Origin of the sequence: Halomonas sp. ISL-56 (genome assembly GCF_018612805.1) — a bacterium.
In the GTDB taxonomy this organism is placed as follows: Bacteria; Pseudomonadota; Gammaproteobacteria; order Pseudomonadales; family Halomonadaceae; genus Vreelandella.
The window spans coordinates 289,879-305,165 of sequence record NZ_JAGGRO010000005.1; the positions used below are offsets into that span (position 1 = coordinate 289,879).

The window sequence follows — 15,287 nt, forward strand, 5'->3', positions numbered from 1 at the left end:
ATTATAGTTATCGTTGAACGCCCATCACATTTATATACCTGCTGTTTACTGAATGCCCGCCAAATTGATCACCATTGACTCTTCTAATTTGTAAAAATATTGCTTTACCACTATAAGATGACGGTAATTGAATTGATGCCGAAAATGAACCGCATGTATCCCGCTTACTAGTAAACGCACCATTGAAACTATCAGTCGTACCAATATCAAAATAAGTCGGCGAAAATAATTCTGTTGTACTTGTAAGCAATCGCACTTGACAACTGATATCCCCAGGCGGTGTAGTACCAAACGCGAACTGATGTCTATATAAAAATCCAAACGTAACATAAAACTTTCCGTTTGAATCAATAGTTGGTAATATCATAGATTGTACATTTAACCACCCCCCGCCAGTTGGTGTTCCAATAGTTCCCGCTGTTACAACCGCCATTGGGATTACAACAGCATTACCCTTAATTTGTAATGTATCGACATATGCGTCACCTGTCCAAATTTTATTTCCGTATATTAAAGTTGTGTTAGGTCTTGTCCAGTTGGTCACTCGGGCATGAGATAAGTTTGCACGCTCTAGCACGATAGGGGCAGTGCCACCCATTAGCTCTTCATACGTTATACCATTTTTACTTGCTAAATCACCTGCACCTGAAACATTCCCGAAACTAATAGGGAAATTAATCTCACCACCATTTAAGCCCAAGCGCCAACCTTGTTGTCCTGCAATATAATTATTTGACTGGCCCTGATTTACTACTAGAGAATTTACGTTGATGTAATTAGCATTTAATTTACCACCTGCAAAAACTAATGAACCATCGCTTGAGCGTAATTTAGTAAATAAAAGCTTATCGATAATTGCATCATCAATAATTACTTTATTATTAGTAACAATAAACGGCGCTACTTTGTTGTTAAGGTCACGACCAATATAGAATTTATCAACATTGAAACCTGCATCTATAGTATTGCCATCATTATAAACACCGAACCCCCCTACTAGCCCATTTGTTTGAACTTGCGCAGTCCACGAACTTCCAGCAACAATGTCAGTACGTGATGCAATAATATTAGCTAAAAATAAAGTACCGCTGCCGTTTGTTAAGCGTCGGGGCCACATGTATGCTTCTATAGCCCCAGGCGGTGCTGTTGCACTTGAAACGCCGCTGTTAACCCAGTTGGTTGATGTTACTGTTGCTTGATGAACTCGTTCTGTGATTGTGCCCCCGCCTTCTAACAACCATACAACATACATTTGAATATTAATATTAACGCCGCTGCCGCCACCCGCATAATCATATTTAAAACTATAAGATTCACCCGCTACCGCTGGAAATATATCGCCCCGCATATAACGTATTGCATCCCAGCCATTTCCCGCAAATGATGCAAAATATTTGGTCGGTGCTGTCTTAATAGCATTAGTTCCCGAATTACCATTTCGTTGACCTATCGAAATTCCTGACCAAATCGAACGCCATCCGGTAAAATCGCCAGTATTAAAGTCGCCGTTTGTAACTAGCCCACCAGTTCTTGCTATTGCTTCAACTTTAACAGCAGTTAAACCAGCCCCTAAATCCGCTTGAACATTTTGAACTGCTGATGCATTCGCTTGCACACTACCATTTAAATTTGAAATACTTGTGTTTAGTTGGTTTTGTGCTGTTGTTAATGCATTATTCCACTGCGTCTGTGCTGTAGTAATAGCATTTGAATTAGCAGTAACTTTATTATCTACAATCTGAACTTTCGCATCCATGGATGTACTAACACTTGCTAAGCTTGAATAAAATTGTGATTGTACTGATGTTATTTGTAATGCTAATGCATTATCTGCATCAACACGTGCATCTTCTTCAGTTTGAATTAGTGCTGTTATATCATCATCAATGCTCGCTGATAAAGTATCGACACGTGTTGTTAATGCATCGACATCAGTTACAATTGCATTTGTTTTATTAACAGCGAATGCATGATTAGAATTAACAGTTGATTGTAAAGTATTAGTTCTAGTCGTTTGCGCTGAATTATTACTAACAACTGTTTGTTCTAAATTAACAATGCTAGAAGTAGCATCATCAATTTGAGAAATGATAACAGTTTGTTGTTGTGCTAATGCATCATCTTCACTTTCACGAATCGTAGCTTCATTACTTATTAGTGCTGATAAACTATCACTTGCTGCAAGTATTGCTTGCGCTCGATCTTGTGCCTCTTCTGCAACTTTATAATTTACAGAACCAACTAGTGATTCAGGGCCACTTATTTTTTCAATTTCAGCATTTAATGTTTGATATAGATGTGACTCACGAATTTCACCTGTTAGCATTTCAATGTATTCTGAAATGTTATTATCAGTTGTTACTTGCAATGGATAGAAGTCAGAAACGCCATAAGCATTCCAGCCCCTGATATAATAAAAATATGTGGTATCACGTTCTAGATTATTATCAGCAAGTGTTGTTGATCTGCCTAGATTTACAGCATTCGATAAAATATATTCTGTTTGTAACGCAACATCAGAACGATAGAATTCATATAGCTGGCCGGGATGAGTGGCGGAAATAGGTATCAATGTAATATTAAAATTACCTCTTTCAACTTGCACATCGTCGGGCATCACTGGCAATAACAAAGAATCAAGTGATACTGTTCTAGTGGTCCATGCACTACGATTACCGATTGAATCGACCGCTGCAACGCGGAAAGTATATTCACCGTTGGTGATTCGCTGAACGTCTACTGATGTTTTTGATGTATTAGCAATTGTTTCAAAAGTGGTGGATGTCGGCCTTAAAATCTCTGCAATATATGATTTAGTTCTAGGATCGTCAGAAGGTGTCCAACCGACTAAAGCGCCCTGGTGTTCTGTACCACCTTCAAGATATTTGTAAGTACGGACGTTGATATTAAGAGGTGGTGATAAGCGCCCGCTTGGTAGCAAAGTTGTCGGACTATCAGGAATTATTAAGCCTTGCTCTACCCTAGCGTACTTATTCTTGTTGTGTTCTAAGCACGAAATTGTAAACGTATTATCATTGTTATCTGTTACTGCTAACACTCTAAATTCTTGCAATGCAATATCAGAACTTGATAGAGCAAATGCAGCATTATCTAAAGGTGCTTCATTCAGAGATTGTGAAAGCGTAACAACATTATTTGAAATATTAGAAACGGCTTTATGAACTAAAGAACCATCTGGCATTTGAATACTGATAGTTTTATTGTTACCCGTGAAATTTTCAGGTGCTTTATCTAGATATAATGTGTTTGCTGTATTGTTAGACTTTAAACGACCACCCAAGCGATATCCGACATGACTACTATCATTAATACTAATTACGTCACCGGGGCGCACATCAGCATCAGCAACACCAACTGAGAATTCAACAGTTTCAGTTTCTAACTGTTCTGTATATAGAGTCCATAGACCTAAACGTCTAGCTTGCCCGCGTGATGTACAACCGAAAGCTGTAATTTCTTTTGTTTGAATTCCATATTTTTGTAGTGCATCACTATCTTCAACTACTTCGGTTGTTAATTTATAATTATTAGATGGATCATTCCAACTAACTGCACAGCGAGTGTGCCTTGTACGTATATCAGAATCAGAACGTTTAAATTCTCCATTTATTACATTTGCATCAGTGAATACCCGCGATGAATTTTTGGGAGCATCTTGAACAGCAGTGATTGTGCCTGCGCCATAATAAGTCATCCCCATAAACGCGGATGATAAAGAATTTAAGACGTTGTAAACATCGTCACGTGTATTAAGAACAGTATTGATAGTAAAACGTGGTTCTGTAGAGCCATACCCATCATCTACGTATTCATCACAATAACGACCTATCTGATACAATGACCACTTATCAACATCTTTAAGCCCAGCGCCATAGCGCGTATTAGTAGCTAAATCGTAGAAAATCCAAGCGGGGTTATTAGTCCATACACGCTTAAAGTTACCACCCCACAAGCCGCTATATGTACGTGTTTCAGGATTATAATTATCAGGAACATTTACAATTAATCCGCGAACATGATAAGCCCTCTCAGGAATTGAGTTACCAAATTGCTTAGCATCAACTTTAAATGCTATATATGCTGTGTCAGGATATGTAAGTTTAGAATCAATTATTGTTGTATAACTTGCAAAGTAAGTCTTGTCGTTAATAAGACTAGAATCACTATCATCAGTAATACGACGAAAGCGAATATCCCACGGCCCAACGCCATTAAGATCGATTCGATATGAACGTTGATAATGACTAGTTGTTTTACCGCTTATTGTGTCTTGTTTTACCTGATTCCAATTGCCACCATTTTCACGCACATCGATAGCAACTGATACTTCACTTTCATTCAAGTCACCATTTTCAGCGTTCTGTTTAGACAACGCTGGAATTTGTAAAGTCATACGAACAGCATCAGCACTTAAATTAGAAATGGTTCTAATTACAGGATCAGCAGTTGTTATTTCAGTTGATACATCTGTAGTGGCCTCAATCCCGTCAAATCCACCTACATGATTTTGAACTGTTAAACCAATGCGCTCATCTATTTCAACACCTGAAAAATTGTAACTATCATCATCATTCTGAAGAGGTGTGTTATCGATAAAGACAGACTTTAAGCCATCAACTAAGCCATAGATTTCGCCCTCGCCAATTAAATCAATAATCCGTGCGACTGCATTAGACTGTAAATTGTTTGGGTCTTCTTGTGCTATACGTGCACTACCACCACCGCCTTTACCACCACCACCAGCACCTTTAATTTCTATATTGTTTTTGTTATCAACATTCATTGTTTCACGTGTTCCATTTTTATTATTCTTTATAATTGTTTGTGTTCTTTAAATTAGTTATATGAAATATTAAAGCTGTTCTGAATCCAAACCGCTTGATACAACAATCGATCCTGTCTTTACCTCACCTATAATTAAAGGAATTGCTATACCTTCCCCTGCCCGATTTACGGGGCCATCAAATAGATAACTTGCTCTTTGATCAGGTTTTTGCTGGGATTCATAATCAGAGTTCGATTGAGGTGCTAGTGATTGCGCTACACCTGTCAGCATTAACGATGTACCCACTACTGCGACTGTTGTTGCTGATAGCGCTGATATGCCTGCAATGCCCGCCCCAGGCACAAAGAAAGACGCACCGATTAACGCAGCCCCAGCTATGATTTTGCCTGTGTTACCGCCCGCACCTGACGCGCTAGGGATGATATGCAGTTCTTTATTTTCAATATTCAGTGATAGTGATTCTTCATCTAGTTCACGATTACTTTTTAAATCACCCCAGACAAGGCGTACATCTGACTTAAACATTTCATCATTAAAATTTTCTAATTGAACTGATAAAGCGCGTATGCATTCACGTGCATCAGTTGCATTCAATTCGTAAGATTCACCAAATTTCTTTTTAAGCTTTCCATATAATTTAACATTTATCATATTTATAACATTCCCTCTTATTGTTAGTATTTAGGAATTTATTATAGAGCGAACATAAGAAAAGCCCCTTTAGGGGCTTTTCTGTAAATGTTTTCAATGAATGAAATGTATTATTTGAACATTGATTTATGTCTATAAAAATGTGTGATGAAATTCCTATATCTAAAAATAGGTTCTTGCGTTGATATGCGTGTAGAGTCAACAGCTTTAGAACTTGTTATGTGATGTAAGATTAGATCATTGCCGACATAGATAGCACCATGATTTGGCACATCAGAACGGATTTGCATGAATATCATATCGCCAACTTGTGGCTCTTCAACTCTTATAAAACCTTCATCAAGTACATTCGATGAATATAAATCTTGTCCATTATTCCACCATTCCCACGAACGCGGGAACTCATTTAATTCAATATTAAGTTCTGATGCGTAATAGTCTTTTATCAATGAATAACAATCTTGAATTCCATGAATAAAACCACGTCCGATTAATGGCGCTTTCTCAATACCACCACCCCAATAATTAATATTCGATGCATTAAAACCATCTGTTGCACATATACCATAAGTTACATCAACAGACATTTGAGAATGCATATCCGCTTCACTGGGGCATGCTTCAAAATCGGGATGACTATGTATTACAGCTAACAGATTTTCAGACAATGCTTGTTGCATATCACTTGATGAAACACGAAACTCTTTAGTCGTGTCATCAGCAATATTAGTAACTTTATATAGTTCCTTATCTTCAGTTAACAAGAAAATAATTTCATTGGGATATGCTTTAATCGACTCATCTTGAACGTATTGTGTTTGTTCATTTGTTAACATATTAGAATCTACCTGCGCCGGGAAAGCCACCGAAAGGCAGAGGACTATCACCATATCTTAGCTTGCAGCCCTTCAAATCTTTTGAGCATGCGTCTTTATCTGCTGTTGTTGCTGTGCCATTCCTATCAAAATAGTTAGAACCACTATACGGGCATGTAGCATTCACGTAATTGAATTGATTTGTCTCAGCATTCCAAACTCGATAAGAAAACATACACGTACCTTTTATTATTTGTCTGCCAGGGATTTGCTTACCCCTCATATCGATTTTGCTAGCTAGTGTAAATGTTACAGATTCTTTTGTTTTAGCTGACATACGTGCAATGTAGAATTCATCAACAACTAAAGTGGCAGTGGGTTGTGGATCTGAGCCATCATCTAAAAATTTTCTATATGTCTTGATACGTCTAACATCACAATTTTCTAAGTTATTAGCGCTTAATAGTTGCGCAGTGAATGCTAAATCAAGTACGGATGCTGTTAAAGTTGGTTGTGGTGCTTGCCCCCTGCCCGTATATTCAAACCCTGATGCTGTTATTGGATATGGAAAATATTCATAACCATTAAACATTAAAGTTTCATTGCTACTACTTTGAAAGCGCAATACACCGCCGCCGTAGAAGGTTGCATCTATTTCGTATAGTGTTATCAAAGTGTCGTGATATAGTTTTTGTGATTCAGTTGCAATTAATTCACTCATGCGAAACACTCTCTTAATTGCATAGCAATTGTGTTTCTGCCTTTTTCAACAACAGTTTTTGAGAATGATTCACACGTATATAATTTTGTTTCGTTGATATAGAAAGTAAAATAAAACGGCTTAGCGTTACTGTGTTCTTTTATGAAATTTAATACCAACAACATATCTGCATCTGTTAGTAAGCTTAACGTTACATCAATTGTTTCACGTACCGAATTAATTCCATTTTCAGAACGTTGCTCATATCCATCACCAAAATTTACGATATTAGTATTGAAATTAAATTGTAATTGCGCACCCACATCGACATCAGCACGACTTAAAATCGGAAATGTTTCATACATATTATTATTATTCCTTTATTCTTATTGTTATTTATCTTATTAGTAAACATAGAAAAGCCCCTTAAGGGGCTTTTTCGACAATGTTAAAATGATTGAACTAAGATGATTAAGCTAAGATACCGCCGTTCAATTTTTCTTGAATTAACATTGATTTGAAACGCGCTTGTTCGTTTTTCATTACTGCTTCTAACTCAGCACGTGTAACACTACTACCCGCACCAACAGTGATGTTCGGTGCAAAGACAATCGATGAATTATTCGTATTATTATTTTGAATATTATCTAATGTCTTATCTAATTTTGCTGATGTGTTAGCAGTTGTTACACGTTCACCTTTTTGTAGTAACCATGTTCCTTCCCTTGGTATTGAATCGATACCATCATGAGCCATCCCCATTATTGTAGTAGCGCCAATTGCTGCTACTGATGCATACCCACTAGCGCGTACAATCGTAGACATTGGAATACCAGCGATCCCGCCACCTTGTGCTAATGCTAGCGTTGCGGCTTGCTCTGTATTCACTATTGCTTGCGCCATTGATGCCGCTTTGCTGATCAAGAACATCGCTTTATAAGCAGCACTTGATTCATGTCCCAGCGTTGATAAGATACCTGCTGTGCTGTCTGCTAGATTACTCATAACGCTCAATTGAGCATTTTTACTTGCTACAGCTACATCATTAGTTCTATCTGAATACTCTTGTTCTAGCGCTGCTTTTCTTTCAAAATAATCAACATCTGACAACAGCTTTGCATCATTCATATCTTCAAGTGCATTTAGCTCATCAGTACGCCATTTGTTTAAATCTTCTTCATATTTCAAAATATTTGAAACGTCAGAACTAACACCACCGAATTCAGCAGATATAGATAATGTCGGTGCATCAGTACCTTTCACCGCCTCTGCTTGCTCTTTCTTAAGACGTGCTAGTAAATCAAAATATTTTTCAATTGATATTTTATTCTGCATCATTGCTGTTTGTAGCAGCATTTCATCTGATTTCAAATCTCTAAATTTCTTGCTAAGCGGATCTAGTCGATCTGTTAATGATTGAATTGAATTATTAAAATCATCAATCTTTTTCTGTGCATCAAGTAGCTCTTTCGATGATTCTTTAGCTGCTTTTGCTGCCGCCTTAGCTGCCGCCTCAGCCGCTTTAGCTGCTGCCTCTTGATCCTTCTTGTTCAACCCACGATTACCACTACCCCTGGCAGTGGTAGGCTCAACTTTAATAGCATTAGCAACTTCACGTGCTTTTGCAATGTATTCATCAAGTCGCTCGGAAGGCGGTGCTGCTGTTGATAATTCTTCTAATTCATTGCGAGCGGATTTAAGTGAATCTTCTAAAATTTGCAATTGATCTCGCATCACATATGCAAAATCGGGTTGCTCTGCAAAATCAATATCAATGCCCGGAACTTGATTCATTTTCTCAATTAGAAAATTTAACGCATTAACTGGCCCTTCTATAATTGCTACAGTTGCTGATGCCATCGATCTTGCAACACTAATTGCAAATTCACGTGTACTAACGCCCGCTGTTTGTATGCTTGTATCTATATCCCAGAACGCATCTAAGAATGTGCCTAGAAATTTAATTGATGTGTCAACAGTTGAGCGAACAGCATCTTGTATATCACCGACATTATGAACTACATCCATCAAATTCCCGCTAAGAGCTACAACAATCGGTGCTAGTTCAAGTGCAAATGCATTGCCCACGCTGCCAGCAATTGCGCGTGCTTTATCAAGTTCTATTGCTACTGCTGAAAGCTTTGCTACATCAAGCGCTGACAGTACAACACCTAGATTTTCAGCTTCATCACCCATTTCTTTGATACGTTCACCGCCATTTTTTAAAAGCGGTATTAAAGCCGTTGTATCACTTGCCATTGCTTCAAGATAAAACGTCATATCTTCTTGCGATAAGTTAGCTTTTTCTAAACTGTCATAGTAAAGCTGTAAGGCGTCAGGGCCTGAGAGGCGCTGAAACTCATCAGCAGTAACACCAATTTTAGGCGCTATATTTTCAAAGAAGTCCGCCATTGGGCCGCCGCCAGTTGCAACAAAATCCCCTACGCGATCATTCACATCTTTAAGAATGTCAGCTAGTTTGTCTTGTTCTATACCGACATCACGACTTGCATAAGCAATTTTTTGAAATTCTTCTACTGTCGCATTAGCAACCGCCGCTTGATTTCTAAGTTCTCTTGCGCTTTCTGCTGCACGATCTGTGAATGCAACAATACCAACTGCTGCCGCTGCGATAGATGCAGCAACAACAACAGCCCACTTTTGAACTGTTTTTAATGATTGAGATAATCCCTCACCTCTTTCCGCTGCGTCATCATAATCATCATTCAAACCTTGAATCGATTTTCTTTGTTGTTCTAATTTCTTTGTTAAATCGTCGTACTGTTGTTGATCGATTGTGCCGTTTGCTTGCGCTTTATTAAGTACTTCTTGTTGCCTTTCTAATTCTTTTAATTTACCGACCACTGGGTCTATTTTTGTAATTACACGTTCTAACTCTTTATTTTGTCTCTTTGTTTCTTCTTCAAATCTTTTTGTAGAACGTTCAGCGCGATCCATTCCCGCCGTCCATTGCGAATCATTTGCAACTAAATCGACTGTTAGTGTGCCTAAACTTTTCATTGACATTAAGTGAATTCCATTATTATTATTTTTATTAATTCTTATTGTATTTATCGAATGAAATTCCTATTTATCAATTTAAATATTTCAAACTACACACATGAAAAAGCCCCTCAGCGGGGCTTTTTCTATTCACTTAAAAGTCTATTCACTTATTTCAATAATCACTTGATATCATTATTTAGCATTTTCATCATTTCAATAATCTCTTCTTCAGTCGCTGGACGTTCATCATCTTTTGTTCTTTTGATGAATAATTCTAAATCTTCAATTGTTAGTTTCTTATCACCTGCAATTTTTACTGTTGCAAATGTTAAATGTTTTATGTATTCACAAATCTTAGATGATGTATCCAGTGGCCCGAATTCATTTCTATACACACACCACTGATGAAATTCACGTAATGACATATTTGCTTTTGCATCTTCTATCGTATTACCACCGATTCCATTTAAAACTAATTCGTGCCATATTTGTTCATTACTTACTTTTTTTTCAAGTCTTTCTCTTCTTCATCTTGATCTACAACTTTATTGCCTTGAATTTCATGAATTGCATCAACGATTGCTGCTAGTTCATCTATAGAAAATGCATCACGAATTACAGTAACATCAATAGTTACTAAGTCGTCTGTATCGCTTTTTACTTTAACTGATCGATGAATCATGTTTACTAACATTGCTATAATGTAAGATGGGTCATTAGTTTCTAAATGTTTAGGTAAGCTATCATTGATAAATTCATTATCCGAAACTGTAAGTTTGCGTTTTACAAATAGCTCATATTCATCATCACGAATTTTTACTATAGTTTTTTCGTAAGAATCTTTGTTGTTAAAAAGTGCGGATAAGTTCATCATATTAATTTCTCCAAATTATTTTTGTTATTGCTTATTGCTTTCAAAGTTATTTATACTTTTTGAGAAATTAATATTTTATTCATTGCAAAAAGAAAGCCCCTTAAGGGGCTTTCTATATGATCAACTAATTGTTGCTTTTATTATCGCTTAGGTTTTATAAATGAATTCGTAAGCGCTTTCCATTTGTACAGTGATGCTACATTCAACTACGCTATCAACAGCAAACTCAAGTGGAAAGTCAGTGATGAAACCGCTGAACTTAGCGAATGAACGAGATTCAGGTAATGTAAGCACACTACCCGCTAAGGTGGGAACATTTTCTAAATCTGGGTCATCAGTCAAACCAACATAAAAATCAACAACTTTTGCAGTTTTATAAAGTTGATAAAGTGCTTTTTGTTCAACAGAACCAGTATCTAAATAAATTGTAAATGATGCGGCTGTAGGCGTGATGGCGCCAGGGATTACAGTTACTGATTCATCTTGTAGGTTTTGAATATTACTAGTTGCGCGAGAACCACCCACCCCACTTATTGCACTAGATTTCACGTTATGAATTTCATCTGCATCTACATCATGAACATGTAGAGTTGTACCGGTGGTACGTAAATAATTTGCCATTCTTTTCTTTCCTTATTATTATTTTATAATTGTTATTATTTTCTTTTTAGTAAATCGATTCACTATTAAAACGTATTTCTTGTAGTTAACAATTAATAGCTAAATGTATTTATAGTTTTTAAATTGCTATTTATGTAAAATCCACAGCTTGAATAAAATGGATTTCAATGGCATAGCGATAAACTAGCGCTGTGTTATCAAAATCTTCTAATCGAAATTCCACTTTAGCAATATCTTTAAATGTCTTTCTTAATTGTTTTGCAATAGATGTAACATCAGAATGTTTCTTTGCAAATATATCAACTTGTACTCTTACTTGATCTGCAACATCATCAGCATTGATAAGTGAGTAAGTAGTAACAGAAATAGTTTGATATTTGATGTATGGGTATTCTGTATTTTGTGGTGCTAAAATTGGAAATATTTTTAAGTCGTTATTTGAATCATTTAACAACAATTGTATTTCATTTGATTGACTGCATATATAGTAAAAATCTGTAATCATTTTATTGTTTTTAATTTAACCTTCTGTTAATACCTGCTCTTAATTCGTTCATAAATGTTTGAAAAACTTGCTGATGATTGTTATCAATCGCTGGCCTCAAAAATGGCTGTGCTGCTGAATGTTCAGTGCCGAATTCGACATAACGCCAATAGCTTGTAATTCCCTTTTCTTTGTCACCGCGACGATATCTTGCACCGCCCAATACACCGACTTTAATTGTTAAATCACCTGACACGCGGGAATAGCTCGTTTTGATAGCTATATTTTCTGCTATCGATGCTGCGGTATCTGAGTTATCAAAAGATGATGCTGTTCGTGCTGCGTCATCAGCAACGATTTTCATTGCTTTACGTCCTGCTGTTCGTGTCGCCGTTACGATCTGTGATTCTTTTAGCTCTGATAAGCGCTTCAATACGTCAACTGTGCCGTTTAGATTTCCATTATTATTATTGTTACTCACCTATTACGCCCTCTGAAACGGGCATTGTGAGCCACTTTAAGCCGTTATCGTTGTCGGGTATTACGCCGTGAATATCATAATATTTGTTTTTATGAACAATGCGCATTGATGAATCAATGCTGTCTGTTCTGTATCGAATTTCTATACGTGCTGTTATTTGTGTTTGTAATGCGCTTGCAGCCATTCTTTCAGTAGCACTGAGAAAATGAACGTTAGCTCTTATGTCTTTAAGATGATCAATCCAGCTAGTTGTGACCTCGCCTGTTCGCGGATCTTTCACTGTGGTTTTTTTCTGTATAGTGATGACATGCATATATTTTGCAGCATTGTTATTATTAGACAACAGTTGGACTCCTTAAATTTGAAATAAGTGATGTAACTGCTTGAGGTAAACCCCTAGAATTTTTATTATTCAAATCCGTTTCATCACGGTTTCGATAAAGAATTGCAGAATATACAGCTATTGCTGCTATGAAATTGGGTTTAACAATTGTTTCTTCGTCGTCTTGATACACTGATTCAGTTACATAATTTTCTAAAATTTGTTCAGCAGCGCATGCATGTAAAGTGATAATCATATCGTCTAAATTATGATCAACAATTATGTGATGCTTTAACTGTTCTAACGTAATATATTTTAATTCCATTTTTATTTTCTCCCACTTTTCACAGCTAATTGCCAGTGTTCTGATTGCCCAGGCTTTTCAGTTGTTATTTGTTTGCAATGCCACAAAGCCCCTTGATGGGTCACTGTATCGCCTTTATGATATTCTTCGTTTTCTATATGGACGCCTTGATATATTTGTGCTGGAATTTCAAATGTTTTCACTTGATCATTTACAGTAACTGATAAAGTACGTTCACCATCAAATTCAAAATTAATGTCTGGCATTGTCTGGGTATCTAGTAACAGCTTATTGATAATGTCTGTTATTTGAGATTCATCAATTTCAAATACTGATTCAGTGCTTTCAAGCTCATCAACTTTTAATTTTAGCTCATTGATAACAGCAGCTTGAGATTCTATAGTTTTAACCAGCAGTTCTTTATCTGTACTTATTGTCTTGTCAATATACGAACGTAAGCCGTTCATTAACTTTTCTACATCAAATTTCATATTATTGTTCTCTCAAAAAAGACAGCATATAATCCGTTACGTCTTCATCATCATTAAAATTCTTATTAATACTGTTTGTTTCAGTTGTACTATGTGTAAGTGTCTTAGTAGCAAATGCATCTTCTTGCTGATCCCGCTTGTTAAGCGCTGATAAACTGTAATTCTGTTGCTGTAAATACGGCGTATCACCACCGTCAACGGGTTTCAAATTTAAGCGTGCACGGGCTTCGTTAGGGGCCATAATGCCGCTGCTTGTAGCAGTTGTAAGCGTTGTGACTTTACTTTGCATATCCATTCGTAACAGTGCATCAAGATCAAACGACACTGATAGATTTGAATTTGATGTCTTACCGATACCTAACCCTTCACTTAATGACAATTCAATACTTTCTAAAAGCGTCTGTAGCGTCTGTGAATAGTAAGATTGACTCATCGACTCTACATTATTGACAGTTGGGAATGCACCAACACCAACTAAGAATGGGGCTATATGAAACACACGACAAATACTAGATGCTGACATTGCGAACTGTTCAACTAGTTGTGCATCAAGTGCAGACATTCCCGAATTTGATAAATCTGTGTACTTCACATCATCACCAAACACAGCTAATTGACCACTTCCACCGCCGCTGAATTTAGTGCGCCATGCCTCTTCGACTTTCTTAGCTTTTTCTTCATCTAAATTTTCAACAACTAAAATACCGCCTGGACGTGCATTATTTTTGAAAAAGGCATCAGCGAATTGTTGTATTCTCACGTTCTGCGTTGCTGCTAACATACATGCAGCGATTGGGCTTACGCCTAAAAGGGGATGATTTAAGCAATTAAAGCGGTCGTGTATGATGTAACGCGAAGGAATTATTACAGTGCTTTTATCTTCAGATTCTTCAATGATATTACTCAAATCAACAAGATTACGTGCAGTATCAACGCGATACTTATAGAAAATTTCACCATTGGGGGTTACTGCTACTGTTACTCTATCTGAATCTAATACATATAAAGACTTAACAGTATTACCCACATAGTTTTTAAGTACGTATGTGTTACCCGTTTTTAGCTTTGCCATCGCCCAATTTGCTAAAAATTGTTGAATATTTTGAAATTCGTTGGGCTTATTAAGAACTTTGTTATAATCGTTATTCGCATTAACAACTGATTGAATGCCTGCATCATTTTCTATTAAATTAAGTGGCAGTTTAGAAATGTCATTAGTTATCATTGTGATACAACTGAACAAGACATCAGACAAAACGATATCATCATATGAAATATTCTTTGTGCTGTTAGTACTAAGCACCCGATCAAACATATTGCTATTATTTGAAACACTAGTACTTGTCACATCAGTAGCGAACATTTTCTTTATTCTTTTAAACATTTATTATAATTCCTTTATTATTATTTTTATTTTGAATCGCTATCTGAATTTGTTTTTTTAGTTGTACGTTTAGTTTTTGGTTTTGTGTCAGGTTCTTTTACATCTTCATTATTTGTTTCTTTATATTCGTCATTGATGTAATTATTAAATTTCATAATTGCAATGTGTTGCTTATTGTTCACATTTACAATATCACCTTTCTTACCCATATGAGGCGCATCTTTAAGTAGTTTAAATTTCATTATCATTATTCCTGTATTATTGTTATTTATGCTTTTTAATTCCTTTATTTATAAATTTCAGATATAAAAATGCCCAGCCTTAAGGCTGGGCAAATGTTATTACTT

The 15,287-nt window shown here is 36.4% G+C and carries 16 protein-coding genes; all 16 read right to left on the minus strand.

The annotated features are described in order from the left end of the window. Positions 1-7: 7 nt before the first annotated feature. On the minus strand, positions 8-4,804 hold the full coding sequence (gene gpJ / locus J7J49_RS04930; RefSeq protein ID WP_215090673.1) for a TipJ family phage tail tip protein: 4,797 nt from the start codon (positions 4,802-4,804) through the stop codon (positions 8-10). A 69-nt stretch (positions 4,805-4,873) separates the two neighbouring features. Continuing rightward, entirely contained in the window at positions 4,874-5,458 is a 585-nt protein-coding gene (locus J7J49_RS04935; protein ID WP_215090675.1) for a tail assembly protein, read from the minus strand. Positions 5,459-5,568: 110 nt separating this feature from the next. Next, positions 5,569-6,294: an NlpC/P60 family protein gene (locus J7J49_RS04940; protein ID WP_215090677.1), complete on the minus strand. Its 726-nt coding sequence runs from the start codon at positions 6,292-6,294 to the stop codon at positions 5,569-5,571. Between the two features lies 1 nt (position 6,295). Then, positions 6,296-6,994 carry a phage minor tail protein L gene (locus tag J7J49_RS04945; RefSeq protein ID WP_215090679.1) on the minus strand — a complete coding sequence of 233 codons (699 nt, stop codon included), beginning with the start codon at positions 6,992-6,994 and terminating at the stop codon, positions 6,296-6,298. Continuing rightward, entirely contained in the window at positions 6,991-7,338 is a 348-nt protein-coding gene (locus tag J7J49_RS04950) for a phage tail protein (RefSeq protein ID WP_215090681.1), read from the minus strand. Before J7J49_RS04950 ends, J7J49_RS04945 begins: the two co-directional genes overlap by 4 nt. A 106-nt stretch (positions 7,339-7,444) precedes the next feature. After that, the gene (locus J7J49_RS04955) at positions 7,445-10,000 is read right to left on the minus strand and encodes a coiled-coil domain-containing protein (protein WP_215090683.1); all 2,556 of its coding nucleotides are present in this window, start codon (positions 9,998-10,000) and stop codon (positions 7,445-7,447) included. Between the two features lie 158 nt (positions 10,001-10,158). After that, complete coding sequence (locus tag J7J49_RS04960) at positions 10,159-10,404, minus strand: hypothetical protein (RefSeq protein WP_215090685.1); 246 nt, start codon at positions 10,402-10,404, stop codon at positions 10,159-10,161. Between the two features lie 74 nt (positions 10,405-10,478). Then, on the minus strand, positions 10,479-10,853 hold the full coding sequence (locus tag J7J49_RS04965) for a hypothetical protein (RefSeq protein ID WP_215090686.1): 375 nt from the start codon (positions 10,851-10,853) through the stop codon (positions 10,479-10,481). Between the two features lie 147 nt (positions 10,854-11,000). Next, complete coding sequence (locus J7J49_RS04970) at positions 11,001-11,474, minus strand: phage tail tube protein (RefSeq protein ID WP_215090689.1); 474 nt, start codon at positions 11,472-11,474, stop codon at positions 11,001-11,003. Between the two features lie 130 nt (positions 11,475-11,604). Then, entirely contained in the window at positions 11,605-11,979 is a 375-nt protein-coding gene (gene gp17, locus J7J49_RS04975) for a tail completion protein gp17 (RefSeq protein ID WP_285222404.1), read from the minus strand. Positions 11,980-11,989: 10 nt separating this feature from the next. Further along, complete coding sequence (locus tag J7J49_RS04980) at positions 11,990-12,439, minus strand: HK97-gp10 family putative phage morphogenesis protein (RefSeq protein WP_215090693.1); 450 nt, start codon at positions 12,437-12,439, stop codon at positions 11,990-11,992. Further along, positions 12,432-12,782, minus strand: coding sequence for a phage head closure protein (locus tag J7J49_RS04985; protein WP_215090695.1), 351 nt, complete (start codon positions 12,780-12,782; stop codon positions 12,432-12,434). The genes J7J49_RS04980 and J7J49_RS04985 overlap by 8 nt, the downstream gene beginning before the upstream one ends. Further along, entirely contained in the window at positions 12,775-13,086 is a 312-nt protein-coding gene (locus J7J49_RS04990) for a head-tail connector protein (protein ID WP_215090697.1), read from the minus strand. The genes J7J49_RS04985 and J7J49_RS04990 overlap by 8 nt, the downstream gene beginning before the upstream one ends. 2 nt (positions 13,087-13,088) lie before the next feature. Beyond that, on the minus strand, positions 13,089-13,556 hold the full coding sequence (locus J7J49_RS04995; RefSeq protein WP_215090699.1) for a hypothetical protein: 468 nt from the start codon (positions 13,554-13,556) through the stop codon (positions 13,089-13,091). A gap of 1 nt (position 13,557) precedes the next feature. Continuing rightward, positions 13,558-14,940: a phage portal protein gene (locus tag J7J49_RS05000; protein ID WP_215090701.1), complete on the minus strand. Its 1,383-nt coding sequence runs from the start codon at positions 14,938-14,940 to the stop codon at positions 13,558-13,560. Positions 14,941-14,966: 26 nt separating this feature from the next. Further along, positions 14,967-15,182 (minus strand): hypothetical protein, encoded by a 216-nt coding sequence (locus J7J49_RS05005; protein ID WP_215090704.1) that lies wholly within the window; start codon positions 15,180-15,182, stop codon positions 14,967-14,969. Between the last annotated feature and the right edge of the window lie 105 nt (positions 15,183-15,287).